The following is a 26,191-nucleotide window of genomic DNA, read 5'->3' on the forward strand; positions in this document are numbered from 1 at the left end:
CTTGTACCAGTCGGTGCGCATCACCACCCATTCGCCGGCATTGATGGTGCCATGCTTGGCCTCCCACGTCTTGATGTGGTCGACGGTGAGAAGGAAATCGTGATCGGCGGCGGCTTCCACTGAGCAGTCGATGACATTGACCGGGCCGACGAAATTCTGCGCCGGGATGGTGTCGGTGGCGCCGTCCGGATAGTCCTTGCCGGTGATCCAGTGCTGCGGCGCGTCGAAATGCGTGCCCGAATGCTCGCCGAGCTTCAGCCAGTTCCAGGCCCACCACGGACCGTTCTTGTCATACTTTGAAATGGGGTGGATCTCGACCTTCGGCGTGTCGACGGCAAGCTCCGGCGGCAGCTTGATCAGCGGCGTGTTGGGCCCGAGCGGCGCCGACAGGTCGACCACCTTGATGGCGCCCGAAAGCAGCTGGCCGGCGACCTCGCCGAGGAGTTTCTGCGTGTCCATTGTCTTCGTTCCCTCTTGTTCGTGCTCATCAAGGCTCGTTGCGGCCCTTAATATCCTACTAGACGAAAACATATGCATCTGCAATTATCTTTAAGCATAAAGCATTTTGGGGGCAGGGCGTGAGCGAGTTCGACGCCATCTTTGTCGGTGCGGGCCACAACAGTCTGGCCTGCGCCGCGCATCTGTCGCTCAAAGGCTGGAAAACCGCGGTTTTCGAGCGCAACGCAACTATCGGCGGCGCGGTTCGGACCGCGGAATACACGCTTCCCGGTTTCAGGCATGACTTCGGCGCGATGAACCTGAGCCTGTTCGCCGGCTCGGCCTTCCACCGGAAATATGCAAATGAATTGAAAAGTCACGGGCTGGAATTTTCGCCCGTCGCCGACTGTTTCGCCAGCGCTTTCCCGGATGGAAGATGGTTTGGCGTCAGCAACGATCCCGAGAAGACGACATCGCGGCTCGCCGCCTTCTCCGCGGCCGATGCCGCTACATGGCGCCGGCTGGTCGGCGCCTTCCCGGGCGAGGCGGAGCATCTGTTTCGGCTGCTCGGATCGCCGATGAACCCGCGCGCGCTCGCCGGCACGGCCTGGAATCTTTGGCGCAAGAAAGGCATTGGCGGCGCGCTCGATACCGGCCGCTTGTTGCTGTCTTCCCCCCGCGCGTGGCTCGAGGACAATTTCGAGACGCCGCACGTGCAAACCACGCTCGCCGCCTGGGGCATGCATCTCGACTTCGCGCCCGACATCGCCGGCGGCGCCGTGTTCCCTTATCTGGAATCAATGGCCAACCAGAGTTTTGGCATGGTGCTCGGCAAGGGCGGCGCCGACACCATCATCCGCGCGCTTGTCGGCATGGTCAAAGCGGCCGGCGGCAAGATCATGGCCGGCGCGGAGGTGGCGGAGATCACCGTCGCCGGCGGCCGCGCGACCGGCGTGCGGCTCGCCTCCGGCGATTTCCATGTCGCCAGCAAGGCCGTCATTGCCGGCGTCGCGCCCAAGGCGCTGACTGGCAAGCTGCTGCCGGACGGATCCGGCGATGCCGGCTTCGACGCGGCGATGAAAAAGTTCCGCCATGCGCCGGGCACGATGATGATCCATCTGGCACTGGACGATCTGCCGGACTGGAGCGGCGGCGCCGAGCTTCGCCACTTCGCCTATGTGCATCTGGCGCCGTCGCTCGATGCCATGTCGCGCACCTATCAGCAGGCGATTGCCGGCGTGCTGCCCGATCAGCCGGTGCTCGTCGTAGGACAGCCGACCGCCGTCGATCCCTGGCGGGCGCCAGAAGGCAAGCACGTGCTCTGGGTCCAGGTGCGCATGCTGCCGGCGGAAATCCTTGGCGATGCCGCCGGCAAGATCGCGCCCGGTTCCTGGTACGCGGTCAAGGACGCCTATGCCGAGCGCGTGCTCGACATCATCGAGAGCTATGCGCCTGGTTTGCGCCAGAAGATCCTCGGCCGCGCGATCTTCTCGCCGCTCGACCTCGAGCGCGAGAATCCGAACCTCGTCGGCGGCGACCAGATCTGCGGCAGCCACCATTTGGCGCAGAATTTTCTCTTCCGTCCGGCGCGCGGCTTCGCGCGCTGGAACACGCCGGTGTCGAACCTCTACCTCACCGGCGCCGCGACATGGCCCGGCGCCGGCACCGGTGCCGGATCCGGCTTCATGCTGGCGCAACAGCTGGGAGGGCACTAGCAGCAGAATTCCAGGATGGACAAGGCGCGGTTGCCCACCAGACCTTGCGAATAAACAACGCCGCGCGACAATCAAAGTCAAAAACCGACAACCAACAAGGGGAACGACCATGACCATCAACAGACGCGATTTGCTTGGGTTTGGCGCAGCAGCGCTTGGCGCGGCGACACTCGGACTGCCGAAGGCAGCCAAGGCGGCGGACGAGCTCACCATCGCCTACAACGTGAACCTGCCATCCTGGGACCCGACGACCGGGCCTTCGGCGGTGAACCCGACCATCCAAGGCCTCTACCAGTCGGTGTTCGACCAGTTCATCCCGCAGAAGCCGGACCTTTCCTTCACACCCGGCCTGCTCACCGAATGGGGTTGGAACGACGATCGCAGCAAGGTGACGATGACGGTCCGCGACGGCGTAAAATGGCATGACGGCTCGCCCTTCACCGCCGAGGACGTTGTCTGGTCGCTGCAGCGGGCGGGCGACGAGAAGACCGGCAATCCGATCCAGTTCGTCTGGAAGAACGTCAACAACTTCAAGATCGACGGCAACAAGATCACCGCCGACGTCGTGCAGTTCGATCCGGTCTATTTCAAATGGATGTCTTTCCTGACCGGCTACATCATGCCGAAGGCCTATTACGAGAAGGTAGGCGCGGAAGGCTTCGAGAAGGCGCCGATCGGCACCGGGCCCTATATGGTCGACAAATTCGAGCGCAACGCCTTCCTGCGGCTGAAGGCCAATCCGAATTACTGGGGTGCCAAGCCAGCCTTCGAGAACGTGACGATCAAGTTCGTCACCGACGCGGCAAGCCGCGTCGCCGAGGTCGAGTCCGGCTCCTCGCAGGTGACGCTCGAAATCCCCTATGAAGAATATGACCGGCTGATCGCCAAGGACGGACTCGCCGGCTCGATCAAGAATGTCTCCGACATCGGCATGATCTTCTTCAACGACATCGAGGCGATGCTCGACAAGAACGTCCGCCAAGCGGCTGTGATGGCGGTGGACAAGGAGCTCTTGGTCAAGCGGCTGCTGCGCGGCTACGGCCAGCCGATCGCCACGCTGGAGACGCCGGAATACACGGCCTTCGACGCGTCGATCAAAGTCGAGCACAATCCGGAAAAGGCCAAGGAACTGCTCGCCGCTTCAGGGTATTCGCCCAAGAAGCCGGTCAAGTTCACCATCCAAACGACCAAGGGCTTCAAGCCCAAGGATTATGAGATGATCCAGGCGATCGTCGGCATGTGGCGCAAGGTCGGCATCAAGGCCAATATCGAGGTCTACGAGATCGCCAAGCATTACGAGCTGCGGGCCGCCGACAAGCTGGCGCCGGCCGCCTTCTACAACTGGGGGAATGCGATCGGCGATCCGACCACCTCGACCGGCTTTGCCATGTATGGACCTAGCCCGCATTCGGTGTGGGACAGCCAGGACCTGATCGACATGATCAATCCGCTGTGGGGCGAGAAGGACGAGGCCAAGCGCATCGCCGGCTGGAAGGCCGTCGACAAATACATCGCCGAGCAGGCCTATGTGCTGCCGCTGATGCAGTATGCTCAGCCGATCGTGCACTCGAAGAAGGTCAATGTCGTGCAGCATGTATCGGGCGCGCTGCTGCCGGCGCTGATGACCCCGGCCTGATGACATCTGGGAAGCTGCGCTGGCGCAGCGCACCTTCTCCAACGACGCAGGCCCCCTCATCCGGCCGGGTGAGGGGCCGAATGCATTAGGCTCAGCGAGCATGCTGCTGCAGAGATTTCTTGTTCGTCTGATGACGATGCTGGTCACGCTGTTCGGCGTCGCCGTCGTCGTCTTCGTCGTCATCCGCGTGGCGCCCGGCGACCCGATTGCCATGATGCTGCCGCCCGGCGCCAGCAATGACGACATAGCGCGTCTGCGCTCGCTCTATGGGCTGGACAAGAGCATTGTGCAGCAGTTCTTCATCTGGCTCGCCGGCGTGCTGCATGGCGATTTCGGCACTTCGATCTCGCTGCGCCAGGATGTGCTCGGCCTCGTCTTCAACCGGCTGCCGGCGACGTTGGAATTGGCAACCATCGCGCTGCTGATGGCGGTGGCGATCGGCGTCTCCGCTGCGATCCTCGGTGCGCGTTCGCGCGGCACGGCGGTCGAAGCCGGCATCGACATCGCCAGCGGCGCGACGCTCTCCATCCCCGATTTCCTGTGGGGCCTGGTGCTGATCCTGCTGTTCGGCGTGCTCATCCCGGTGTTCGACATTTCGGGGCGAGTGTCGCCGCAGCTCGATTTGCCCTTCGTCACCCAGTTCTATCTGGCCGAGAGCCTACTTCGGCTCCGCTTCGATCTCACCTGGGATCTGCTCAAGCACATGCTGATGCCGGCGATCGCGCTGGCGCTGCCGCTGGCGGCGATCATCGCGCAACTCCTGAAACAGTCGCTGAAGGAAGTGCTCGACCTCGACTATGTCGTGCTCGCGCGGGTCAAAGGCTTTTCCGAAACGCAGGTTATCCTGCGCGAGGCGTTGAAGAACGCGGCGCTGCCAACGCTGACGCTGGTGGGCGTGCAGTTCACCTTCCTGATCGGCGGCACGGTCATCGTCGAGCGGCTGTTCTCCTATGAGGGTCTCGGCAATATGGCGATCGATGCCGTCATCAACCGCGACCTGCCGCTGATCCAGGGCATCGTTCTGGTCTTCGCGCTGCTCTTCGTGCTGATCAACCTTGCCGTCGACATGATGTATGCGCTGCTCAATCCGAGGCTGCGTCATGGATGAGGCGCGCATTTCGCGACGGCGCTTCAGCCCGCGGCTATGGCTGGCCGGCGGCTGGCTTCTGCTGGCGCTGCTTGCGGCCATCTTGGCGCCGCTGATCGTACCGCAAGATCCGCTGGCGCAGGACCTGATGCTCGAGCGTCTGCCGCCCTTCTGGCTCGATGGCGCCGAGCCCGGCTATTGGCTGGGCACCGACAGCCTCGGCAGGGATCTCCTGTCACGGCTGATCTTCGGCGGCCGCATCGCCTTCATCGTCGCCTTCGCCGCGGCGGCGTCCGCCTGCATCATCGGCTCGGCGCTCGGGCTCATTGCCGGCTATTTCGGCGGTTGGGCCGACCGCGTCATCTCGCGCATCGTCGATGTCTGGATGGCCTTCCCGCCGGTGCTGTTCGCGATCCTTCTGGTCGCGGTGCTGGGCACCGGCTTGAGCTCCGTCATCATCGCCATCGCCGTCATCGACTGGACGCGGTTCTGCCGCGTGATCCGCGCCGAGGCGATGGGTCAGGCGCGCATGGACTATGTCGAGAGCGCGCACATCGCCGGCTATGGCCGCATCGGCATCATGCTGCGCGAAGTCCTGCCCAATGTGCTGCCGTCGGTGGTGGCGCTCTTGTCGCTTGAGATGGGCATCGCCGTCATTGTCGAGGCGATCCTCTCCTTCGTCAATCTGTCGATCTCGACCGACGATCCGACCTGGGGCGGCATCATCGCCGAAGGCCGGCTGTCGATCCACCAGGCTTGGTGGGTGCTGGTGTTCCCGCTGATCACATTGATCCTCACCGTGCTGTCCTTCAGCCAGTTCGGCGAAGGATTGAAGGCGCGATTCGATCCGGTGCTGCGATGAGCGCCAATATGGAACCATGCCTCGAAATCCGCTCCTTGAGCGCCGTGCTGCCCAACGGCCAGCGCGTGCTGCGCTCGGTGTCGCTCACCGTGCAGCCGGGCGAAGTCCGCGCGCTGGTCGGCGAGAGCGGCGCCGGCAAGACGATGATCGGCAAGGCGGTGCTCGGCGTGCTGCCGAAAAGCGTGCGCATCGTCGAGGGCGAGATGCTGATCGAGGGCGAGGATCTCGGCCGCCTCGATGCGAAGGCGCGGCGGACGCTGATCGGCGCGCGTACCGCGCTGATCCCACAGGACCCGCTCACCGCGCTCAACCCGTCGCGCCGCATCGGCCCGCAGATGACCGACCGGCTGGTGCGCATCCTCGGCTGGAGCGGCGAGAAGGCAGACAAGCGTATCCGGCAGTTGCTCCACGAGGTGCAGATCCGCGAGCCCGAGCGTGTTCTGAAATGCTATCCGCACGAACTCTCCGGCGGCATGCGCCAGCGCGTGCTGATCGCGGCCGCTTTCGCCGCCGAGCCCAGGCTGATCGTCGCCGACGAGCCGACGACGGCGCTGGACGTGACCGTGCAGAAGCAGATCCTGCGCCTCATCGCGCAATTGCAGCGCAACCACGGCACGGCGCTTCTGTTCGTCACGCACGATCTCGGTGTCGTCGCCAAGATCAGCCAGAAAGTGTCGGTGCTCTATGCCGGCAAGGTGGTCGAAGAAGCCGCGACCCCCGACCTGTTCGCATCGCCGCAGCACCCCTACACGCGGGCGCTGATCGCGGCGACGCCGCGCTATACCGATCCCTACGCATCGCTGAAGCCGGTGAACGAAACCGTGCTGGCCGGGCTCGCGGACGAGATCGCGGGCGCCGACAGGGCGTGGAGGCCAAGCCATGGCTGAGCCACTGTTTTCCGTCCGCGGGCTGAAGGTGGCGCTGCCCGACATGACGCGCAAGCCGCTGATCGGCCGGGCGCCACTGGCCGAGATCCTCAAAGGACTGGACTTCGACCTGCCCAAGGGATCGGTGACCGGCATCGTCGGCGAATCCGGTTCCGGCAAGTCGACGCTCGGCCGCGCGCTGGTGCGGCTGATCGAGCCGAGCGCCGGCTCGATCTGCTTCGAAGGGCGAGACATCGGCCATCTTTCGGAAGCGGAGCTCAGACCACTGCGTCGCGACCTGCAGATGATCTTCCAGGACCCGATGTCCTCGCTCAACCCGCGGCACACCATCTTCAACATCATCGCGGCACCCTTGAGGCAGAACGGGCTTGGCGACCGGCTGAAGGAGCGCGTGGCGGAAGCCCTGCAGCGCGTCGGCCTGCCGCAGAGTTTTGTCGGCCGCTACCGCCACGAGCTGTCCGGCGGGCAACGCCAGCGCGTCGGCATCGCACGGGCGCTGGCGCTGTCGCCCAAATTCGTGCTGGCCGACGAGATCGTCTCCGGCCTCGACGTCTCGACGCAGGCACAGATCCTGACGCTGCTGGAAAAGCTCGCGGCCGAGATGGGGCTGACGGTCGCCTTCATCAGCCATGATCTGTCGGTGATCCGGCGGCTCTGCCGGCAAGTCATCGTCATGCGCGAGGGAAGGATCGTCGAAGCCAGCGCAACCGACGCGCTCTTCGACAATCCGAAGGAGACTTACACGCGCGACCTGCTCGCTGCCATCCCGCTGCCTGAGATCGATGCGGACTGGCTGCAGCCGCCTGCAAAGGCACCGGCATGAGAAAGGCAAACCTTGTCCGCACACCGAACAGCGGGCCTCGGATGTGCATGGGAGCAAAGTCAGCCCGCCAAAGGAGGGTGACATGAAATACGCCACAAGCGGCGCAATGGTCGGCGCAATCCTGTTCGGCTCAATGGGAATGGCTTCGGCCGACTCGATCCCCGGCATGCGCGGCCACGACCATACCGGCGTCACCGTGCCCGACATGAAGCAGGCCGTCGACTTCTTCACCAATGTGGTCGGTTGCAAGAAGGCGATGTCCTTCGGCCCGTTCGCCGACGACAAGGGCACCTTCATGCAGGACCTGCTCGGCGTCGATCCAAAAGCGGTAATCGAGGAGATCACCCTGGTGCGCTGCGGCTATGGATCGAACATCGAATTGTTCAAATACACCGCGCCCGACCAGAAGGACCTGACCCCGAAGAACAGCGACATCGGCGGCTTCCATATCGCCTTCTATGTCGACGATGTCGCCGCCGCGAAGGCCTATCTCGACGCCAAGGGCGTGAAGACCAGGATGGGTCCTCTGCCGGTCAAAGAAGGACCGGCCGCCGGCCAAACCATCCTCTATTTCCAGGCGCCCTGGGGACTGCAGCTGGAAGCGATCAGCTATCCCGACGGCATGGCTTACGAGAAAGGCGCCGAGACTGTGCTGTGGAGTCCCAAAGATCCAGCCAAGTGAGCTGATCGCGCCGCAATTGTTCAATTATGAAACTTTAAGCTTGAAATAATTGCCGGCAGGCGCGATACTGATGTTGGAACCGCCGGCCCCTCGGCGGTCCCTGATGCCCATTGAGCGTTTGACGCAATTCCGGACGGGAAACCGCTACGCACTTTTCCTGGAATTGCTCTAGAGGAGATCGCAAGACATGAAGGTTGCGGTTCTCGGCGGCGGACCGGCCGGCCTCTATTTTGCCATCTCGTTGAAGCTGCGCGACGCCGCGCATGACGTGACGGTCTACGAGCGCAACCGCCCCGACGATACGTTCGGCTGGGGTGTGGTGCTGTCGGCCGAAACGCTGGAGAACCTGACCAGGAACGACCCTGTCAGCGCGGTCTGGATCAGGAAGCATTTTGCCTACTGGGACGACATCGCCGTCATTCATGACGGCGTGCGCACGGTGTCGACCGGCCACGGCTTCTGCGGCATCGGCCGCAAGCGGCTTTTAATTCTGCTCCAGCGCAGAGCGCGCGAGCTCGGCATCAAGATGATGTTCGAGACCGAGATTTCCGATCCCAGGCCGTTCATGGAAACGCACGACCTTGTCGTTGCGGCCGACGGATTGAACTCGAAGTCGCGCGCCACCTTCGCCAACGTTTTCAAGCCCGACATCGACACGCGCAAATGCAAGTTCGTGTGGCTCGGCACCACGCAGAAATTCGACGACGCGTTCACCTTCATCTTCGAAAGGACGCAGCATGGCTGGGTGTGGGCGCATGCCTACCAGTTCGACAGCGAGACCGCGACCTTCATCGTCGAATGCAGCGAACAGACCTGGGCTGCCTTCGGTTTCGGCGCGATGACGCAGCAGGAATCGATCGCTGTCTGCGAGCGCATTTTCGAAAAGCATCTCGGCGGCCATTCGCTGATGACCAATGCCAATCACATCAGAGGTTCGGCCTGGATCAACTTCCCGCGCGTGCTTTGCGAGCGCTGGTCTTACAAGAATCTGGCGCTGATGGGCGACGCGGCGGCATCGGCGCATTTCTCGATCGGATCCGGCACGAAGCTGGCCCTGGAAAGCGCCGTCGCGCTCGCCGACTATGTCGAGTCCGAGTCCGACCTCGAAGCGGCCTTCCGCAAATACGAAGATGCTCGCCGCACCGAGGTGCTGAAACTGCAATCGGCGGCGCGCAACTCGCTCGAATGGTTCGAGGAAGTCGAACGTTATCTCGGGTTGGATCCAGTTCAATTCAACTATTCGCTGCTCACCCGCTCGCAGCGCATCAGCCACGAGAACCTTCGTCTGCGCGATGCCGAATGGCTGGCGGGCGCGGAGGAATGGTTCCAGCGCAAGGCCGGCGCCGGCGGCAACATGCTGCGCCGCGCGCCGATGTTCGCGCCATTCAGACTGCGCGAGATGGCGCTCACGAACCGCATCGTCGTCTCGCCGATGGCCCAGTACAAGGCGGTCGACGGCTGCCCGACCGACTGGCATTTCGCCCACTATGCCGAGCGCGCCAAGGGCGGGGCCGGGCTCGTTTATATCGAGATGACTTGCGTCAGCCCGGAGGGACGCATCACCCCTGGCTGCACCGGCTTCTACCAGCCCGAGCATGAGGTCGCCTGGAAGCGGCTGGTCGATTTCGTCCACGCCGAGACCGAAGCCAAGATCTGCGCCCAGATCGGCCATTCAGGCCCGAAGGGCTCGACCCGCCTCGGCTGGGAAGGAACGGACGAGCCGCTGCCGTCCGGCAACTGGCCGGTGATGGCGCCTTCAGCCGTGCCGTGGTCGCCGCAGAATCAGGTGCCGAAGGCGATGAACCGCGCCGACATGGACCTTGTGCGCGACCAGTTCGTCGCCTCGGCGGAGATGGCCGAGCGCTGCGGCTTCGACATGCTGGAGATCCATGCCGCGCATGGCTATCTGCTCTCCGCCTTCATCACGCCGCTGACCAACAGGCGCACCGACGACTATGGCGGCTCGCTGGAGAACCGCATGCGCTATCCGCTGGAGATCTTCCACGCGGTGCGCGCCGTGTGGCCGGCCGAAAAGCCTATCTCGGTGCGCATCTCGGCCAATGACTGGGTGGGCATCGAAGGCGTCACGCCGGCCGATGCGGTCGAGATCGCCAAGCTTCTGCATCAAACCGGCGTCGATCTCTGCGACGTCTCGGCCGGCCAGACCACGATCGCCGCGAAGCCGGTCTATGGCCGCATGTTCCAGACGCCGTTCTCCGACCGCATCCGCAACGAGGTCGGCATGGCGACGATGGCGGTCGGCAACATCTACGAGCCGGACCACGCCAACTCGATCCTGATGGCAGGACGCGCCGATCTGGTGGCGCTGGCCCGGCCGCATCTCAGCGATCCCTATTGGACGCTGCATGCGGCCGTCACCCTCGGCGACCGCGGCGTCAAATGGCCGGATCCTTATCTGCGCGGACGCGACCAGATCTACCGGCTGGCCGAACGCGAAGCGGCGGCAGGGCTGAAGGTATGAGCGCATTTATGTTTTCACGTCGGCGCCGCCCCTCATCCGCCTGCCGGCACCTTCTCCCCGTGAAGGACGGGAAGAAGGCACAAGCTCAAACGCTGGCGGCCCCCTCTCCCCGTCCTTCACGGGGAGAGGGTAAGGATGAGGCGCAGCGCCTTGCCTGGAGGACTGGCGCATGATTGCCGGCAAGCATGCGCTGGTCACCGGCGGCGGCTCCGGCGTCGGCCGTGCGATCGCACTGTCGCTGGCGGAAGCCGGCGTCGAGGTCACCATCTGTGGCCGCCGCAAGGCCGCGCTGAATGAAGTCGCGAAGGCAAACGACCGCATCTTCGGCATCGGCGCCGATGTCACCGACGAAGCCGACATGACGGCGCTGTACGAGAAGGCCGAGGCGGCGCGCGGTCCCTTCGAGATCGTCGTCGCCAATGCCGGGATGGCTGTCAGTGCGCCGGCGCACAAGACCTCCCTCGCCGACTGGCGGCGCTCGCTCGACGTCAACCTCACCGGCGCCTTCCTGGCGGTGCAGCCGGCGCTTGGCGGCATGCTGGCGCGGAAGACAGGCCGTATCGTTTTCATTGCCTCGACCGCCGGACTGAAGGGCTACGCGTATGTCGCGCCCTACGTAGCGGCCAAGCATGGCGTCGTCGGGCTGATGCGGGCGCTCGCAGCCGAGACCGCCAAGTCCGGCATCACCGTCAACGCCATCTGCCCGGGCTTCGTCGAAACCGACATGCTGGAGGACTCCATCCAGCGCATCATCGAGAAGACCGGCCGTTCCGCCGATGAGGCACGCGCGAGCCTTTCGGCTGCGAACCCGCAGGCACGTTTCATCCAGCCGGAAGAGGTCGCAGCGACGGTGCTCTGGCTCTGCAGCGATGCGGCGCGGTCGATCACCGGACAGGCGATCTCGGTCTCGGGAGGCGAGACATGGTAGCGGGACCGACGTCTATCGGGCCGGGCAAGGACAGGTTGCGGCTGTGGATCCGCCTGCTGCGTGCTTCGCGCACGATCGAGGCCGAGCTGCGCGAGCGACTGAAGAAGGAGTTCGACACCACGCTGCCGCGCTTCGACGTGATGGCGGCGCTCTACCGCTCGCCGGAGGGCATGCTGATGAGCGACCTGTCGCGATTCCTGCTGGTGTCGAACGGTAACATCACCGGCATCGTCGACAGGCTGGTCTCCGAAGGGCTGGTGACGCGCGCGCGCCGCAACGGCGACCGCCGCACCTCGATGGTGCGGCTGACCGAAGAAGGTTCGAAGTCTTTCGCGGCAATCGCCGCGGCGCATGAGAACTGGGTCGGCGAGCTCCTCGGCACTGTCAGCGAGGACGAAGCGCGCCGGCTGACCGGCATGCTGAAATCGTTCCGCAGCAATTGGGAGGGACGCGAATGAGCGCCATGGCCAAGCTCAAGCCGAAGCACTTCCTCTGGGAGGTGGAAGGCAGGGTCGCGAAGGTCCGGCTCGACCGGCCGGAGCGCAAGAACCCGCTGACCTTCGACAGTTATGCGGAGCTGCGCGACACTTTTCGCGATCTCGCTTACGCCGATGATGTCGATGCCGTGGCGTTCCTGCCCAATGGCGGCAATTTCTGCTCGGGCGGCGATGTCCACGACATCATCGGACCCTTGGTCAAGATGGACATGAAGGCGCTGCTCTCCTTCACGCGCATGACCGGCGACTTCGTCAAAGCCATGCTGAATTGCGGCAAGCCGATCATCGCGGCGGTGGATGGCGTCGCCGTCGGCGCCGGCGCGATCATCGCCATGGCCTCCGACATCCGCATCGCGACGCCGGAAGCAAAGACCGCCTTCCTGTTCACCCGCGTCGGCCTTGCCGGGTGCGACATGGGCGCCTGCGCGATCTTGCCCCGCATCATCGGCCAGGGCCGCGCCGCCGAGCTGCTTTACACCGGCCGCACCATGAGCGCGGCCGAAGGCGAACGTTGGGGGTTTTACAATCGGCTGGTCGATGCGGCGGTGCTCGAGGCCGACGCGCTCGAGATGGCAGCTCGCATCGTCTCCGGCCCGACCTTCGCGCACGGCATCACCAAGACGCAGTTGAACCAGGAATGGTCGATGGGTCTCGACCAGGCGATCGAGGCGGAAGCGCAGGCACAGGCGATCTGCATGCAGACCGGCGATTTCGAGCGCGCCTACAAGGCGTTCGTGGCCAAGGAAAAGCCGGTGTTCGAGGGGAATTGAGATGAGCGCGATGCTGGATACGTTGGCAGGACAGAGGGGGGCGCCGTAAAGTGCAAACCTCGCAGAGGTGCGGAGGCACCGATGCCTGACCGTTCCTTCCTCCATTGGCCCTTCTTTGAAAACCGCCATCGCGAACTTGCCGAAAATCTCGACGCCTGGTGCACCAAGAACCTGCCCGTCGATCACCACGATGTCGACGCGGCCTGCCGCAACCTCGTCTCCATGCTCGGCCGCGACGGCTGGCTGAAGCCGACGGCGCTCGATCCCGACAAGCCGGAGCCGCTCGACGTGCGCACGCTCTGCATCACCCGCGAGACACTGGCGCGCCATGACGGGCTCGCCGACTTCGCCTTCGCCATGCAGGGCCTTGGCACCGGCGCGATCTCGCTGTTCGGCACGCCGGAGCAGCAGCGCTGGCTGGAAAAGACTCGGGCGGGCCAGGCGATCACAGCCTTTGCGCTGTCGGAGCCGCGCTCGGGATCGGATGTCGCCAACATGGAAATGGCGGCTGTCCGCAACGGCGATTTCTACTTGCTCTCGGGCGAGAAGACCTGGATCTCCAATGGCGGCATTGCCGACGTATACATTGTTTTCGCCCGCACCGGCGAGGCGCCCGGCGCCAAGGGAATTTCCGCTTTGATCGTGCCTGCGGACACTAAAAGCCTTGGCATCGCCGAACGATTGGAAGTTATCGCCCCGCATCCACTCGCGCGGCTCTCCTTCGACAATGTGCGCGTTCCGGCTTCCGCCCTGATCGGCAAACCCGGCGACGGTTTTCGGATCGCCATGTCGGTGCTCGACGTCTTCCGCTCGACGGTGGGTGCCGCGGCGCTCGGCTTTGCTCGAAGAGCGTTGGACGAAAGCATCAAAAGGGTGTCCGAGCGAAAACTGTTCGGCGCGCCGATGGCCGAACTGCAGATGGTGCAGGGCCACATCGCCGACATGGCGCTGGATGTCGACGCCGCCGCCCTGCTCGTCTATCGCGCCGCCTGGACCAAGGATATGGGCGCCGCCCGCGTCACTCGCGAGGCGGCAATGGCCAAGCTGTTCTCCACGGACAAGGCGCAGGAAGTGATCGACAAGGCGGTGCAACTGCATGGCGGCGACGGCGTGCGCAAGGGCCACATCGTCGAGAGCCTCTATCGCGAGATACGCGCGCTGCGCATCTATGAGGGCGCTTCCGACGTGCAGAAAGTGGTGATCGCCAGGCAAGTGATGGGAGCGGCGTGAGATCATGCTTGCGGACCGCATTTCACTTAAGGGAGGCTAGACATGCACACGATCCTGCAGCCGGAAGGCTGGGCCAAACCGATCGGCTATGCCAACGGCGTTGCCGCGCGTGGCCGGCTGGTCTTCATCGGCGGCCAGGTCGGCTGGAATGCCGAGTGCCGGTTCGAGACCGACGATTTCGTCGATCAGGTGCGCCAGACCCTCACCAATGTCGTCGCCGTTCTCGCCGAGGCCGGCGGGGAGCCGCAGCACATCACCTCGATGACCTGGTATTTTACCGACAAGGCCGAGTACCTCGCCAACCTCAAAGGGATCGGCGAAGTCTACCGCGCCGTCATCGGCCGGCATTTTCCGGCGATGGCCGCCATGCAGGTGGTGGCGCTGGTCGAGGACCGGGCGAAGGTGGAGATACAGGCAATCGCAATTATTCCGGAGTGAGTCGGAGGCGCTACTGGCTTCTATTTCGCAATGGCCTGAAGCGGCGAAGGCGGCTACTCCAACTCGGCGCGCTCGAGGGATCGTGTCTGCCTTCCGTGCGTCAGCATTGCCGTGACAGTACGGCAAGGGCCGCTTGGCTGCCGCCACAATCTGTGATCAGATGATCATCCCCGCGTCGGGCGGATATTCGCACATAAACTTTGCCGGCACCAAGGAAAGCAAAAGCGTGGCTCTGGGCTTCGAACCAGTATCGGGACGCATTACTGTCCAGGACGGCGTCTACCAGCAACTTCGCCATGCCCTGATGGTCGGCAGCTTCGATCCCGGGCAGGTGCTGACCATCGCCTCGCTGGCGGAGGCTTTCGGCACCTCAAACATGCCGGTGCGCGAGGCGTTGCGGCGGCTGGCGGCGGAGAACGCGCTGGAAATCTCGCAGAACGGCTCAGCCTGCGTGCCGGTGGTGACGCGGGCGCGGCTCGACGACCTCTGCCGGGCCCGCCTCGCCGTCGAGGGGCTGGCCGCCGAGCTTGGCGCGCCGCGCCTGACCGCAGCCGAGATCGGCTTGCTGCAAAGGGTTACTGACGACCAGCGGGCGATCGGCCGCGACGGCAGCATCTACGAGCTGATCGCCAAGAACCAGCAGTTCCACTTCACCATATACCGCGCCTCCGGCTCCGATGTGCTGTTTCAGCTGATCGAGACGCTGTGGCTGCGCTTCGGTCCGTACATGCGGCTGTTGTCCAACCATGTCGCGCCGCTGATGCGCGCCGGCACCATGGAGCCTTCGGGCCGGCACGTCGCGATCATAGCGGCCATCAAGGACAAGGATTTCACCCGCGCGCGCGACGAGGTGGTGGCCGATATCACGGCGACGCAAGCGACATTGCGGGCGATCTGTCCTGACGTGCCGGAGCCCAGACCGGTCGATTTTGCCGCTTTCGGAAGGGCGCCTTGATAGGCGGCCGCCGCAGAGTGGCTTTGAAGCCGCCTGGGCCAAGCTCCTGGACCAAGAGAACAGCCGGATTGTGAGGCGCTGACCCGCATTTCTTCAGCCGCGGCGCATTGATCCCTGTCCGTATTTGTGATCACATGATCACAGGGAGACAGCGAATGTCCGGCTATTTTCTCTATCATTCGATCGGCACCTTCCCCGGCAAGGCCGAGCGAATGGCCGCCTCGCTGACGGATTTCTCCAACATCTGGTCGGCGGAAGACGACGGTCAGTGGCCTGCCGCGCTTGCGGCGCGGCAACGCTTCATCGATGCCTGGAGGCGGCTGATCGAGGCGCCGCAAGGCACGCTGACCACGGCCGAGAATGTCACCGCCGCGCTCTATAGCCTGATCGGTGGCTTGCCGACGGAGCGGCTGGCGGGAAAGCGGCTGCTGGTCGCCGCCGACTGTTTTCCTAGCCTGCATTTCCTGCTGGCGGGCTTGGGAGAGCGTTTCGGCTTCACCCTCGACACCGTCCCATTGCGGCCTGGCGAGACCTGGGTTCGCGACCAGGATTTCATCGACCGCTGGCAGGCGGATGTCGGGCTCGCGCTCATTACCTTCGTCACCTCGACGGCCTCGCACCGCTGCGATGTCGGCCGCCTCGCCGCGCATGGCCGCGCCGTGGGCAGCATAGTCGGCGTTGATGTCACACAAGGCATCGGCGTGGCGCCGTTTTCGGTTGCCGCGACGCCGGTCGATTTCGTCGTCTCGACTTCGCTCAAATGGCTGTGTGGATCCTCCGGCGCCGGCCTTTTGCAGGTCGCGCCTGACCTTCTGGCGTCCTGCCGGCCGGAGTTGCGGGGCTGGTTCAGTCAGCCGAACCCGTTCTCCTGGGACCTCGACGCTTTCACTTACGCCGACGATGCGCGCCGCTTCGATCATGGCACGCCGGCGATCCTGGCAAGCGTCGCCTCGCTGCCCGGGCTGGAGTGGGTGGAACAGACCGGCATCGACATCATCCGCGCGCAGAATGCCGGGCTCGTCGAGCGTATCATCGGCGCCGCGCTGGAGAATGGCTGGGAGATCCGCTCGCCGCTCGATGCCAGTGAACGTGGCGGCAGCGTGATGCTCGGCCTGCCGCAAGGTACCGAGCCGGCGAAGATCATAGCTGCGCTTCGCGACGAGCGGCTTTACTGCGATGCGCGCGGCACGACGCTGCGGCTGTCTCCCGGCATGGTCACCACAGAGACGGCGGTCGACGCGCTGATCGCGCAACTCACGAAGCATATCGGTTCGCGGCGACGCCGCGCGTCGTGAAATTCAGGTACCGCCTCGCCTGCGGCGCCCGGGAGTTTGGCGCCGGAAAGGGGCGGATCAGGAACCGAACCAGAGGGAAGCAAGATGTTGAAACGTCTAGGACTGATTGGGATGGCCGTCGCTGCCGGCCTTGCCTTTGCGGCGCCCGCCTTCGCCGACAAGATCATGGTGGGCGCCTATCCGGCCAACCCGCCATGGGAATACAAGACCGATTCCGGTGCCTTCGAGGGGTTTGAGATCGACGTCGCCAATGATGTCGCCAAGCGCATCGGCGCAGAGGTCGAGTTCCAGGACCTCGGCTTCCAGGCGCTGTTCGCAGCGACCGCTTCGGGCCGCATCGACTTTGCCGTGTCCTCGATCTCGGTCACCAAGGAGCGGCTGCAGAACCAGGGCTTCACGCAAGCCTATTACGACAGCGACGGTACCATCGTCGGCAAGGCGGATTCCGCCATCAAATCGCTCGACGATCTGAAGGGCAAGACCATCGGGGTCATCGCCGGCTCGACAGGCGAAGCCTACATGAAGGAGAACGCCGCCAAGCTCGGCGTTGCAGAGACCAAGAGCTACAACGCCCAGCAGGACCTTCTGCTCGACGTGCAGAACGGCCGCATCGACGGCGGCGCGGGCGAGCTCGCCGGCTTCCTGTTCGCCATCAAGCAGATGCCAGCGCTAAAGATCCTGGTGCGCATCCCGACCGGCGAGCGCTTCGCCATGATGACCAAGAAGGGCCATCCGCTGCTTGAAAAAGTCAACGACGCCATCAGCGAAATGAAGAAGGATGGCACCATGGCCGCGATCCACAAGAAGTGGTTCGGCGTCGATCCGGAAGCCGGCACCAGCACGGTGACGCCTGGCCCGATCCCGCAATAAGCCGGCTAATCAGAAATTCCGACGAGAGCGGCAGCAAGAGTTGGCGCTCTCGCTTCGACCATTTGGGTCTCGCCCAACACGGCGAACCTTGTCTCACGGTGAGCGCCGATGGAACTGATCGACACCTTCTTCAACTGGGGCATCCTGGTCCGATCGTTTCCGATCCTGATCCGCGGTCTTGGCAACACCATTCTGCTCGGCTGCGCGGCGATCATCTTCGGCACGATCGGCGGGCTGGCGATCTGCCTGGTGCGGCTCTACGCGCCGAAGCCGCTCAGGCGGCTGGCGACGCTCTATATCGACATGTTCCGCGCGCTTCCGATCCTGGTGGTGCTGATCCTGATCTACTACGCCCTGCCCTTCATCGGCATCCGCCTGTCGTCCTTCGTCTCGGCAGCACTTGCGCTGTCACTGGTGTTGGCGGCCTTCACGGCGGAAGTCTGCCGCGCCGGCATCGAGAACATTCCGAAGGGCCAGTTCGAGGCGGCGTCGGCGCTCGGCCTGCCCTTTTGGGTCGCCATGCGCAAGGTGATCCTGCCGCAAGCGATCCGCGTCGTCATTCCGCCGCTCACCAGCAACTGCGTCTCGGTGTTCAAGGACACCGCGCTCGCCTCCGTGGTGGCGATGCCGGACCTCTTGAAGCAGGCGACCGACGCGCAGGCGCTGATGGCCAATCCGACGCCGCTGATCGGCGCGGCGATCATCTATCTCGCCTTCCTGTGGCCGCTGGTGCGGCTGGTCGGCTACCTCGAAGAGCGCGGCAAAGCTCGGTCCGCGCACTGATCCCCTTAGAATGACCTCGATTAGCTGAAGGAGACTCCCGTGAACCAGCACCATGTTTCGAAGGCGCAGGAGAGCGCCGCTTCGTTCCCGGTCGAGAAGATCCGCGCCATGTTCCCGGCGCTCCGGCAGGCCGGCGACTTCATCTTCATGGACAACGCCGCCGGTGCGCAGATCCCGCAAAGCGTGCTCGACGCGGTGACCAGCCATCTGGTGGCGCACAACGTGCAGCGCGGCGGCCGCTACGGCCGCAGCGTCACCGTCGACCAGTCCGTCGCCGAAGCGCGTGAGAGTGTGGCGCTCCTGATCAACGCCTACAGCCCGTCCGAAATCTGCTTCGGCATGAACGCCACCTCGTTCATCCGCCTTGTCAGCCTCGGCATCGGCCAGATGCTTTCGGAACGCGACGAGATCGTCGTCACCGACATGGACCATGACGCCAACATCGCCACGTGGTTGGCGCTGGAGCAGGCCGGCGCCAGGTTCAAATGGTGGCGCATGCGCGAGGACGGCAATCTGCATGTCGACGACCTCAAGCCGCTGATGTCGGACCGCACCCGGCTCGTCGCCTGCACGGTGACCGCGCACTCGATCGGCTCGATTGTCGATGTCGCTTCGGTCGCCAAGATCGCGCATGCGGCAGGCGCGGAAGTGTTCCTCGACTGCGTGCACTACGGGCCGCACGGGCTGATCGACGTGCAGGCCTGGGACTGCGACTATCTCGTCTGCTCAGGCTACAAGAATTTCTCGCCGCATATGGGTTTTCTCTGGGGCCGCTTCGAAACGCTGAAGCGGCTGCCGACCTTCCGCGAGGACTTCATCCCGGATGAGCCGCCCTACAAGGTCGAGGCCGGCACCTTCATCTACGAGAATGTCTCCGGCATCGACGCAGCGGTGCGCTACCTGGAGTCGATCGGCCGCAATTTCTTGGCCGAGAACAACCGCTCGCGCCGCGACAACATCGCCGCCGGCATGAACGCCATCCGCGAGTACGAGCTGACGCTGGCGCGCGAGATGATGAAAGTGCTGAAGGCCTGCGGCGCGACAATTTACGGCGTCGCCGACGAGGCGTGTATCCATGAGCGCGTGCCGACCTTCTGCTTCAACATCGGCACACTGTCGCCGCAAAGGATCGTCGAGGAGATGGCGGCCTTGCAGATCGGCATCCGCGACGGCCATATGTACGCGCCACGGCTGATGAAGCGGCTGAACCTGTCGATGGACAGCGGCGCGATCCGCGCCTCGCTGGTGCACTACAACACGGTCGAGGAAGTGCACCGCTTCGGTGAAGCGCTGCGGGCGATCATTGCGAAGCTGGCGTGACGCCCGGACGTCTGGTTCGAGCCTTACGCCGCCTTCTTCGCCAGCCTTGCCTTGATGCTTGCCACGTCGGCGCGCGGCGTCGCGGCGAAGAGCGTCTTGGTGTAGCTGTGCTTGGGGTCCGAGAAGACCTCGTCGCGCGAGCCGTATTCGACCGCCTCGCCGAAATACATCACCATCACGTCGTCGGCGATATAACGCACCACCGACAGATCGTGGCTGATGAAGACATAGGTCAGCTTGAACTCGTCCTGCAGGTCGGCGAGCAGGTTGAGCACCTGCGCCTGCACCGAAAGATCGAGCGCCGAGACCGGCTCGTCCAGCACCAGCAGGCTCGGGTTCAGCATCAGTGCGCGGGCAATGGCGATGCGCTGGCGCTGACCGCCGGAGAACATATGCGGATAGCGGTTGTAGTGCTCGGGGCCGAGACCGACCTTCTTCAGCATCTTCATCGCCAGGTCGCGGCGTTCCTCGGCCGGCTTGTCGGTATTGATCAGCAGCGGCTCGCCGAGCACGTCGCCGATCTTTTGACGCGGGTTGAGCGACCCGTAGGGATTCTGGAAGACGATCTGCACCTTGCGGCGCATTTCCTTGGTCAACCCGTCCTTGGCGATGTCGACCTTGTTGCCGTCGATGAACAAATCGCCGGCGGTCGCGGGATCGATCAGCGTGATGATGCGGGCGAGCGTGGACTTGCCGCAGCCGCTTTCGCCGACGATGGCGAGCGTCTTGCCCTTATCGACGCTGAAGGAGACGCCCTTCACCGCATGCACCGTGCGCGCGGGGCGGAACAGGCCGCCGCCGACATGGTAGTCGCGTTTGATGTTCTTGCCTTCGACAACCTTGGTCATGCGCCGGCTCCGGTCATGCACTGGCTTCTGGGGGCGCCGGCTCGAACAGCATGTCGGAGACGGTCGGCAGCCGGTCGCCGACGGCGTTCTCCGGCAGCGCAGACAGCAGCGCGCGCGTATAGTTGCTCTTGGGGTTCTCGAACAGCGACAGCACGTCGGCCTCTTCCATCTTGCGGCCCTTGTATTGGACGATGACGCGATCGGCGGTCTCGGCGACCACGCCCATATTGTGGGTGATCATGATCAGCCCCATGCCGTATTTGGCCTCCAGCGACACAAGCAGATCGAGAATCTGCTTCTGGATGGTGACGTCGAGCGCGGTTGTCGGCTCGTCGGCGATCAGCAGCTTCGGATTGCAGGCAATGGCCATGGCGATCATGACGCGCTGGCATTGGCCGCCCGACATCTGGTGCGGGAAGGAGTTGAGCCGCTCGGCCGGCTCCGGAATGCCGACCTGCTTCAACAACTCGATGGCGCGCGCCCGGCGCTGTGCGCGATCCATGCCGAGATGGAAGCGCAGCACTTCCTCGATCTGAAAGCCGACGGTGAAGCAAGGGTTGAGACTGGCGATCGGCTCCTGGAAGATCATGGCAATGTCCTTGCCGATGATCTTGCGGCGCTCGGCCGGACCCATCTTGAGGAGATCGCGGCCGCCGAACGTCATGCGGTCGGCGGTGACAGTGGCGGTCCAGGGCAACAAGCCCATAACCGCCAGCATCGACACCGACTTGCCGGAGCCGGATTCGCCGACGATGGCGAGCACCTCGCGCTCGTCGACACGGAGCGAGACGCCGTCGACGGCGCGGAACGGGCCGGAGGCGGTCTGGAACTCGACGACGAGGTTCTGGATATCGAGCAATGCCATCACGACCTCCTGAGCTTCGGATCGAGCGCGTCGCGCAGGCCGTCGCCGATCAGGTTGATGGCGAGCACCGTGATAAGTATGGCAAGGCCGGGGAAAGTCACCACCCACCAGGCGCGCAGGATGAATTCGCGCGCCGAGGCCAGCATGGTGCCCCATTCCGGTGTCGGCGGCTGAGCGCCGAGGCCAAGGAAGCCAAGCGCTGCGGCTTCCAGGATGGCGTTCGAGAAGGACAGCGTGCCCTGGACGATCAGCGGCGCCAGGCAGTTCGGCAGGATGGTCTTGAGCATCAGCCTCAGGTGCCCGGCGCCGGCGACCTTGGCAGCCACGACATATTCGCGGCTCTTCTCGGCCATCACGGCAGCGCGCACCAGGCGGGCGAAATGCGGCTGCAGGACGAGCGAGATCGCCAGCATCGCATTGAACAGGCCGGGCCCGAGAATGGTGACCAGCACCAGCGCCAGAAGTAGCGACGGGAAGGCCAGGATCAGGTCCATGACGCGCATGATCGCGACGTCGACCCAGCCGCGGAAATAGCCTGCCAGCAAGCCGAGCGTGATGCCGCCGACGAGGGCCAGCGTGACGACGACGGCGCCGATGAGCAGCGAGAAACGCGCGCCATAGAGCAGGCGCGAGAGGATGTCGCGGCCGACCGGATCGGTGCCGAGGATATATTGCGAGCTGCCGCCCGCCTGCCAGGCCGGCGGCCTGAGGAAGGCGGTCTTGTCCTGCACGTCGGGTGCATAGGGCGCCAGCAACGGCGCAAAGAGCGCCGCCAGCACCAGCAGGATGAAGACGACCAGGCCGATGACGGCGCCGCGGTTCACCGAGAAATAGTGCCAGAAGGTCTTGAAGCCAGTCAGCCGGTCCGGGCTGCCGGCGGCCATCGGGGCGATTTCGGTCGACTGGCTCATCACGCCGCCCTGATGCGCGGGTTGATGACGGCATAAAGCACGTCGACGATGAGGTTAACGGCCATGACGATGAGTGCGATCAAAAGCAGACCTGACTGCACGACGACATAGTCGCGCTTGAAGATGGAATCCACCATCCACTTGCCGATGCCCGGCCAGGCGAAGATGGTTTCGGTGAGGATGGCGCCGGCAAGCAGCGTGCCGACCTGCAGGCCGATCGTGGTGACGACCGGGATCAGGGCGTTGCGAAGTGCGTGCGCACCGATGACGCGGGCGGCGGAAAGGCCCTTGGCGCGGGCGGTGCGGACATAGTCTTCACCGAGCACCTCGAGCATGGCCGAACGGGTCTGGCGCGCGATCACCGCCAGCGGAATCGTGCCGAGCACGATCGCCGGGAGGATGAGATGGCTGAGCGCCGAGCGCAGCGCGTCCCATTTGCCGTAGAGGATGCTGTCGATGGTCATGAAACCGGTGATCGGCTTCAGGAAGAACTGCAGGCCCATGCGGCCCGACACCGGCGTCCAGCCGAGATAGCCGGAAAAGAAGATGATGAGCAGCAGGCCCCACCAGAAGATCGGCATGGAATAGCCGACCAGCGCGGTGCCCATCAACGACTGATCGAACCATGAGCCGCGTTTGACGGCCGCGAATATGCCGGCCGGGATGCCGATCGCCATGGCGAAGATCATGGCGAAGAAGGACAATTCCAGCGTCGCCGGAAAGAGCGTCTTGAACTCCTGGAGCACCGGGCGCTTGGAGGAAATCGAGACGCCGAAATCGCCGGTCGCGACCTCGCCGACATAGCGCGCATACTGCTCCCAGACCGGCAGATTGTAGCCGAACTGTTCCTTGAGCTCTTCGTAGCGGGCGGGGGTGACGCCATGCTCGCCGGCCATGGCCAGGATCGGATCGCCGGGCAGCAGCCGGACAAAGGCGAAGGCGCAGATGGTGATGCCGACGAGCGTCGGGATCAGAAGTGCGATTTTGTTGAGGAGATATCTGAGCATCGTGAAATGGAATGGGGCGGCGACAATTCGCGCCGCCCCGTTCGCAAATATTACTCGGCCTTGTCAACGCCGTCGAAGCGATGAATGCCGAGCGGGTCCATCTTGAAGCCGCTGACGTTGTTGCGAACAACGGCATAGACCTGGCTGTGAGCCAGCAGGAAGGCCGGCGCCTGCTTGGCGAAGATTTCCTGCGCCTGCTCATAGAGCTTGGTGCGCTCGCCCTGGTCGCTGGTCTTCTTGGCCTTCTGGATCAGGTCCTCGAAGTCCTTGTCGCACCAGCTGGAATAGTTCGAGACGCCGATGGCCGAGCACGCGAAGAGGGTGGCGAAGAAATTGTCCGGATCGCCATTGTCGCCGGTCCAGCCGATCTGGAAGGCGCCGGGACGCTCCTTCTTTTTGCCTTCCTCGCGATACTTGGTCCACTCGTAGTTGACGATCTCGGCCTTGACGCCGACCTTGGCCCAATCGGCCTGGATCAGCTCAGCCGCGCGCTGAAAGTTCGGGTTGTAAGGACGAACGCGATCGGAAGCCCAGAGCTGGATTTCCTTCAGCCCGGCGTCGGCCAGCACCTTCTTGGCCGCTTCCGGATCATAGGAATCGAACTTCACATCCTTGTTCCACGACCACATGGTCGGCGGGATCAGGTTCTGCGCCGGCGTCGCGCCAGCGTCCTGGAACAGCGACTTGATCAGCGCTTCCCGGTCGATCGCCTGGTTGAGCGCGTGACGAACCTCCGGCTTGTCGAGCGGCGGGATCGTGGTGTTGTAGCTCATGTAGCCGATGTTGAGGCCGGCCTGATCCATCAGGGTCACGTCCTTGTTGGCCTTGATGGTGGCGATGTCGGCCGGGTTCGGATAGGGAGCGACATCGCATTCGCCGGCCAGCACCTTCTGGATCCGGGCGGTCGCGTCAGGCGTGATGGCGAAGACCAGATCGTCGATCTTCTCCTTGCCCTTGAAGTAGTCGGGGTTCGCCGCATAGCGGATGACCGAATCGAGCTGATAGTCGACGAACTGGAACGGCCCGGTGCCGATCGGCTTGGTCGAGAAGTCGGCCATCTTGCCTTCCTTCTCGAGCTGGTCGGCATATTCCTTCGACACGATCGAGGCGAAGTCCATGCCGAGATTGGCCAGCATCGGCGCGTTCGGCTCGGTCAGCGTCAGCTTGACGGTGAGGTCGTCGACCTTTTCCCACTTGGCGACGTATTTCGGCATGTCCATGCCGGTGTAGTAATCCCAGGTCAGGTTCGGCAGATACTTCTCGCCGTTCCACGGATTCTGCTTGTTGAACTGACGGTCGAACGAGAAGACGACGTCATCGGCGTTGAGGTCGCGGGTCGGCTTGAAATAGTCGGTGGTCTGGAACTTCACGCCAGGGTGCAGGTGGAAAGTATAGACCAAGCCGTCGTCGGAGATTTCCCATTTGTCGGCGAGGCCGGGCTCGATCTCGGTGCCGCCATGCTTGAACTCGACCAGGCGCGAATAGACCGTGCGCGACGAAGCGTCGAAGTCGTTGCCGCCCGTCGTCGTACCCGGATCGAAATTGGCCGGCGACGCTTCCGAGCAATAAACAAGCGTCTTTGCATTGGCCATCCCGCCGAGGACGCTTGCAGCCAGCAACGCGGCTGCAAAAGTCATTGTCTTTTTCATTGAGCACTCCCTGATGTTCTTCCAAGCCCCTCTATCAGGCTCGCGAAGCGCGCATATAAGCACCGTTTTTGGGGCTTTGGAACACCCCGTTTGCGTACCCCACGGTAAGCAGGAAAAGAATCCGCATTTTCCTCAAATAGCAGAAAAAATGAGCAGAATTTTTCGCTCACGCTAATGTTAACAACCGCATTTTTTTATTGATTGAGCCTCTGCCGAAATGGAACAAGAAGCTCCTGCCTGCGATCCCAAGTCCTCGTGGGGACACGCCTGCGGGAGGCGTCGAGGGACAGGATTTCGGCGGCAAATCTTTCCGCCGCTGCCGCTGGGGCAAGACTTGCACGGCCGCCGATAGAGGCAATACATAGACGCCAGGCCGGATTTCTTGGAATCCGCAATCGGCCGCAGCGGAGGAACGCTTCCGAAATCGGAAAGAGATGCGGCGCAGCAGCAAGACCAGGACACCAGGGAGGGATTTGGTGGCAAAAGCAGCAAAGACAACGCCCCCGGCGAAGGCAACAGCCAAGGCCGCGCCCGTCGATGCGGGCGCGGCCTTGGCTTCATCTTCCAAGACCGCTTCGCCAGCCAAAACGCCGTCACCTGCGAAGGCCGGCTCCAAGCCGAAGACCACTGTGAAACCGGCTGCCGCTGCAAAGAAGACGAACCCCAAATCCGCCGCCAAGGCTGCAACCGCAAAGACCGCCAGGCCTGCGGCCGCAAAGACGGCCTCGGGATCGGCCAGGCGGCTGCCCAAGGCGATCACGGAACTCGCGGCAGGGTTGCCGGAAAAGCCTTGGCTGAAAAACTACCCGAAGAACATGCCGGCGGAGATCGGTCCGCTGCCTTACGATTCCATCGGCGACTTCCTCGTCGGCGCCTGCAAGCAGTTCGCCAGCCGGCCGGCGTTCGTGTGCATGGGCAAGTCGATCTCCTATGCCGAGCTCGAGCGGCTTTCGGCGGCCTTCGGCGCCTATCTGCAGTCGAAGGGACTGGAGAAGGGCGCGCGCGTGGCGCTGATGATGCCGAACGTTTTGCAATACCCGGTAGCGATGATGGCCGTGCTTCGCGCCGGCTTCACGGTGGTGAACGTCAACCCGCTCTACACGCCGCGCGAGCTGGAGCATCAGCTCAAAGATTCCGGCGCGCAGGCCATCGTCATTCTGGAGAACTTCGCCAACACGCTGCAGGCGGTGATCGCCCGGACGCCGGTCAAGCA

At 63.8% G+C, this 26,191-nt stretch carries 25 protein-coding genes; 19 read left to right on the forward strand and 6 right to left on the reverse strand.

Going from position 1 to position 26,191, the window contains the following annotated elements; genetic code table 11:
- On the reverse strand, nucleotides 1-459 hold a 459-nt coding region (locus EOA75_RS07430; RefSeq protein WP_206516973.1), incomplete at its 3' end, for a cyclase family protein.
- 119 nt (nucleotides 460-578) lie between these two features.
- On the opposite strand from EOA75_RS07430, the gene EOA75_RS07435 reads away from it, so the two are divergent.
- The 18 genes from EOA75_RS07435 (at nucleotide 579) to EOA75_RS07520 (ending at nucleotide 19,698) form a co-directional block, all read left to right on the forward strand.
- Nucleotides 579-2,153 (forward strand): NAD(P)/FAD-dependent oxidoreductase, encoded by a 1,575-nt coding sequence (locus tag EOA75_RS07435; RefSeq protein ID WP_127215077.1) that lies wholly within the window; start codon nucleotides 579-581, stop codon nucleotides 2,151-2,153.
- A gap of 109 nt (nucleotides 2,154-2,262) precedes the next feature.
- On the forward strand, nucleotides 2,263-3,789 hold the full coding sequence (locus EOA75_RS07440; RefSeq protein ID WP_127323969.1) for an ABC transporter substrate-binding protein: 1,527 nt from the start codon (nucleotides 2,263-2,265) through the stop codon (nucleotides 3,787-3,789).
- A 100-nt stretch (nucleotides 3,790-3,889) separates the two neighbouring features.
- Nucleotides 3,890-4,897 (forward strand): ABC transporter permease, encoded by a 1,008-nt coding sequence (locus tag EOA75_RS07445; RefSeq protein WP_095824264.1) that lies wholly within the window; start codon nucleotides 3,890-3,892, stop codon nucleotides 4,895-4,897.
- Nucleotides 4,890-5,738, forward strand: a complete 849-nt coding sequence (locus EOA75_RS07450) for an ABC transporter permease (RefSeq protein ID WP_127215078.1) — start codon at nucleotides 4,890-4,892, stop codon at nucleotides 5,736-5,738. The genes EOA75_RS07445 and EOA75_RS07450 overlap by 8 nt, the downstream gene beginning before the upstream one ends.
- A gap of 8 nt (nucleotides 5,739-5,746) precedes the next feature.
- Complete coding sequence (locus EOA75_RS07455; RefSeq protein ID WP_164747306.1) at nucleotides 5,747-6,625, forward strand: ABC transporter ATP-binding protein; 879 nt, start codon at nucleotides 5,747-5,749, stop codon at nucleotides 6,623-6,625.
- Nucleotides 6,618-7,448, forward strand: a complete 831-nt coding sequence (locus EOA75_RS07460) for an ATP-binding cassette domain-containing protein (protein ID WP_127323971.1) — start codon at nucleotides 6,618-6,620, stop codon at nucleotides 7,446-7,448. Before EOA75_RS07455 ends, EOA75_RS07460 begins: the two co-directional genes overlap by 8 nt.
- Before the next feature lie 82 nt (nucleotides 7,449-7,530).
- Nucleotides 7,531-8,130: a VOC family protein gene (locus tag EOA75_RS07465; RefSeq protein ID WP_095799285.1), complete on the forward strand. Its 600-nt coding sequence runs from the start codon at nucleotides 7,531-7,533 to the stop codon at nucleotides 8,128-8,130.
- Between the two features lie 187 nt (nucleotides 8,131-8,317).
- A complete protein-coding gene (locus EOA75_RS07470; protein ID WP_127215081.1) occupies nucleotides 8,318-10,612 on the forward strand; it encodes a bifunctional salicylyl-CoA 5-hydroxylase/oxidoreductase in 2,295 nt (764 codons plus the stop codon).
- 169 nt (nucleotides 10,613-10,781) lie between these two features.
- A complete protein-coding gene (locus EOA75_RS07475; RefSeq protein ID WP_095824269.1) occupies nucleotides 10,782-11,540 on the forward strand; it encodes an SDR family NAD(P)-dependent oxidoreductase in 759 nt (252 codons plus the stop codon).
- Nucleotides 11,534-11,998, forward strand: a complete 465-nt coding sequence (locus EOA75_RS07480; protein WP_067324419.1) for a MarR family transcriptional regulator — start codon at nucleotides 11,534-11,536, stop codon at nucleotides 11,996-11,998. Before EOA75_RS07475 ends, EOA75_RS07480 begins: the two co-directional genes overlap by 7 nt.
- Complete coding sequence (locus EOA75_RS07485) at nucleotides 11,995-12,807, forward strand: enoyl-CoA hydratase family protein (protein WP_095824270.1); 813 nt, start codon at nucleotides 11,995-11,997, stop codon at nucleotides 12,805-12,807. Before EOA75_RS07480 ends, EOA75_RS07485 begins: the two co-directional genes overlap by 4 nt.
- Before the next feature lie 81 nt (nucleotides 12,808-12,888).
- Complete coding sequence (locus tag EOA75_RS07490; protein ID WP_127323972.1) at nucleotides 12,889-14,037, forward strand: acyl-CoA dehydrogenase family protein; 1,149 nt, start codon at nucleotides 12,889-12,891, stop codon at nucleotides 14,035-14,037.
- A 42-nt stretch (nucleotides 14,038-14,079) separates the two neighbouring features.
- Nucleotides 14,080-14,475: a RidA family protein gene (locus tag EOA75_RS07495; RefSeq protein ID WP_067324413.1), complete on the forward strand. Its 396-nt coding sequence runs from the start codon at nucleotides 14,080-14,082 to the stop codon at nucleotides 14,473-14,475.
- A gap of 226 nt (nucleotides 14,476-14,701) precedes the next feature.
- On the forward strand, nucleotides 14,702-15,430 hold the full coding sequence (locus tag EOA75_RS07500; protein WP_067324745.1) for a GntR family transcriptional regulator: 729 nt from the start codon (nucleotides 14,702-14,704) through the stop codon (nucleotides 15,428-15,430).
- Between the two features lie 155 nt (nucleotides 15,431-15,585).
- Nucleotides 15,586-16,725, forward strand: coding sequence for an aminotransferase class V-fold PLP-dependent enzyme (locus EOA75_RS07505; RefSeq protein WP_067324411.1), 1,140 nt, complete (start codon nucleotides 15,586-15,588; stop codon nucleotides 16,723-16,725).
- Nucleotides 16,726-16,809: 84 nt separating this feature from the next.
- The gene (locus EOA75_RS07510) at nucleotides 16,810-17,595 is read left to right on the forward strand and encodes an ABC transporter substrate-binding protein (protein WP_067003647.1); all 786 of its coding nucleotides are present in this window, start codon (nucleotides 16,810-16,812) and stop codon (nucleotides 17,593-17,595) included.
- A 108-nt stretch (nucleotides 17,596-17,703) separates the two neighbouring features.
- Nucleotides 17,704-18,378, forward strand: coding sequence for an amino acid ABC transporter permease (locus EOA75_RS07515; protein ID WP_067324409.1), 675 nt, complete (start codon nucleotides 17,704-17,706; stop codon nucleotides 18,376-18,378).
- A gap of 39 nt (nucleotides 18,379-18,417) precedes the next feature.
- Nucleotides 18,418-19,698 carry a cysteine desulfurase-like protein gene (locus tag EOA75_RS07520; RefSeq protein ID WP_095799280.1) on the forward strand — a complete coding sequence of 427 codons (1,281 nt, stop codon included), beginning with the start codon at nucleotides 18,418-18,420 and terminating at the stop codon, nucleotides 19,696-19,698.
- A gap of 23 nt (nucleotides 19,699-19,721) precedes the next feature.
- Here the strand turns inward: EOA75_RS07520 and EOA75_RS07525 are convergent, their stop codons facing one another.
- From EOA75_RS07525 to EOA75_RS07545, 5 genes are read right to left on the reverse strand one after another with little or no spacing between them, the layout of a single operon-like run.
- Nucleotides 19,722-20,546: a dipeptide ABC transporter ATP-binding protein gene (locus tag EOA75_RS07525; protein WP_067003757.1), complete on the reverse strand. Its 825-nt coding sequence runs from the start codon at nucleotides 20,544-20,546 to the stop codon at nucleotides 19,722-19,724.
- A 13-nt stretch (nucleotides 20,547-20,559) separates the two neighbouring features.
- Complete coding sequence (locus tag EOA75_RS07530) at nucleotides 20,560-21,411, reverse strand: ABC transporter ATP-binding protein (protein ID WP_127323973.1); 852 nt, start codon at nucleotides 21,409-21,411, stop codon at nucleotides 20,560-20,562.
- A complete protein-coding gene (locus tag EOA75_RS07535; RefSeq protein WP_245322339.1) occupies nucleotides 21,411-22,295 on the reverse strand; it encodes an ABC transporter permease subunit in 885 nt (294 codons plus the stop codon). The genes EOA75_RS07530 and EOA75_RS07535 overlap by 1 nt, the downstream gene beginning before the upstream one ends.
- A gap of 26 nt (nucleotides 22,296-22,321) precedes the next feature.
- Complete coding sequence (locus EOA75_RS07540) at nucleotides 22,322-23,329, reverse strand: ABC transporter permease subunit (RefSeq protein ID WP_067003640.1); 1,008 nt, start codon at nucleotides 23,327-23,329, stop codon at nucleotides 22,322-22,324.
- 50 nt (nucleotides 23,330-23,379) lie between these two features.
- Entirely contained in the window at nucleotides 23,380-24,978 is a 1,599-nt protein-coding gene (locus EOA75_RS07545) for an ABC transporter substrate-binding protein (RefSeq protein ID WP_067003638.1), read from the reverse strand.
- A gap of 476 nt (nucleotides 24,979-25,454) precedes the next feature.
- Here EOA75_RS07545 and EOA75_RS07550 point away from each other — a divergent pair.
- A partial coding sequence (locus EOA75_RS07550; RefSeq protein ID WP_164747307.1) for an AMP-binding protein occupies nucleotides 25,455-26,191 on the forward strand: 737 nt, incomplete at its 3' end.

This window comes from Mesorhizobium sp. M1A.F.Ca.IN.022.07.1.1, from assembly GCF_003997575.1.
In the GTDB taxonomy this organism is placed as follows: Bacteria; Pseudomonadota; Alphaproteobacteria; order Rhizobiales; family Rhizobiaceae; genus Mesorhizobium.

Bases quoted from the DNA above. Each gene is read 5' to 3' on its own strand.
- EOA75_RS07440 (WP_127323969.1), top strand. From the start codon at position 2,263: ATGACCATCAACAGACGCGATTTGCTTGGGTTTGGCGCAGCAGCGCTT.
- EOA75_RS07445 (WP_095824264.1), top strand. From the start codon at position 3,890: ATGCTGCTGCAGAGATTTCTTGTTCGTCTGATGACGATGCTGGTCACG.
- EOA75_RS07450 (WP_127215078.1), top strand. From the start codon at position 4,890: ATGGATGAGGCGCGCATTTCGCGACGGCGCTTCAGCCCGCGGCTATGG.
- EOA75_RS07455 (WP_164747306.1), top strand. From the start codon at position 5,747: ATGGAACCATGCCTCGAAATCCGCTCCTTGAGCGCCGTGCTGCCCAAC.
- EOA75_RS07460 (WP_127323971.1), top strand. From the start codon at position 6,618: ATGGCTGAGCCACTGTTTTCCGTCCGCGGGCTGAAGGTGGCGCTGCCC.
- EOA75_RS07465 (WP_095799285.1), top strand. From the start codon at position 7,531: ATGAAATACGCCACAAGCGGCGCAATGGTCGGCGCAATCCTGTTCGGC.
- EOA75_RS07470 (WP_127215081.1), top strand. From the start codon at position 8,318: ATGAAGGTTGCGGTTCTCGGCGGCGGACCGGCCGGCCTCTATTTTGCC.
- EOA75_RS07475 (WP_095824269.1), top strand. From the start codon at position 10,782: ATGATTGCCGGCAAGCATGCGCTGGTCACCGGCGGCGGCTCCGGCGTC.
- EOA75_RS07480 (WP_067324419.1), top strand. From the start codon at position 11,534: ATGGTAGCGGGACCGACGTCTATCGGGCCGGGCAAGGACAGGTTGCGG.
- EOA75_RS07485 (WP_095824270.1), top strand. From the start codon at position 11,995: ATGAGCGCCATGGCCAAGCTCAAGCCGAAGCACTTCCTCTGGGAGGTG.
- EOA75_RS07490 (WP_127323972.1), top strand. From the start codon at position 12,889: ATGCCTGACCGTTCCTTCCTCCATTGGCCCTTCTTTGAAAACCGCCAT.
- EOA75_RS07495 (WP_067324413.1), top strand. From the start codon at position 14,080: ATGCACACGATCCTGCAGCCGGAAGGCTGGGCCAAACCGATCGGCTAT.
- EOA75_RS07505 (WP_067324411.1), top strand. From the start codon at position 15,586: ATGTCCGGCTATTTTCTCTATCATTCGATCGGCACCTTCCCCGGCAAG.
- EOA75_RS07510 (WP_067003647.1), top strand. From the start codon at position 16,810: ATGTTGAAACGTCTAGGACTGATTGGGATGGCCGTCGCTGCCGGCCTT.
- EOA75_RS07515 (WP_067324409.1), top strand. From the start codon at position 17,704: ATGGAACTGATCGACACCTTCTTCAACTGGGGCATCCTGGTCCGATCG.
- EOA75_RS07525 (WP_067003757.1), bottom strand. From the start codon at position 20,546: ATGACCAAGGTTGTCGAAGGCAAGAACATCAAACGCGACTACCATGTC.
- EOA75_RS07530 (WP_127323973.1), bottom strand. From the start codon at position 21,411: ATGGCATTGCTCGATATCCAGAACCTCGTCGTCGAGTTCCAGACCGCC.
- EOA75_RS07535 (WP_245322339.1), bottom strand. From the start codon at position 22,295: ATGGCCGCCGGCAGCCCGGACCGGCTGACTGGCTTCAAGACCTTCTGG.
- EOA75_RS07540 (WP_067003640.1), bottom strand. From the start codon at position 23,329: ATGCTCAGATATCTCCTCAACAAAATCGCACTTCTGATCCCGACGCTC.
- EOA75_RS07545 (WP_067003638.1), bottom strand. From the start codon at position 24,978: ATGAAAAAGACAATGACTTTTGCAGCCGCGTTGCTGGCTGCAAGCGTC.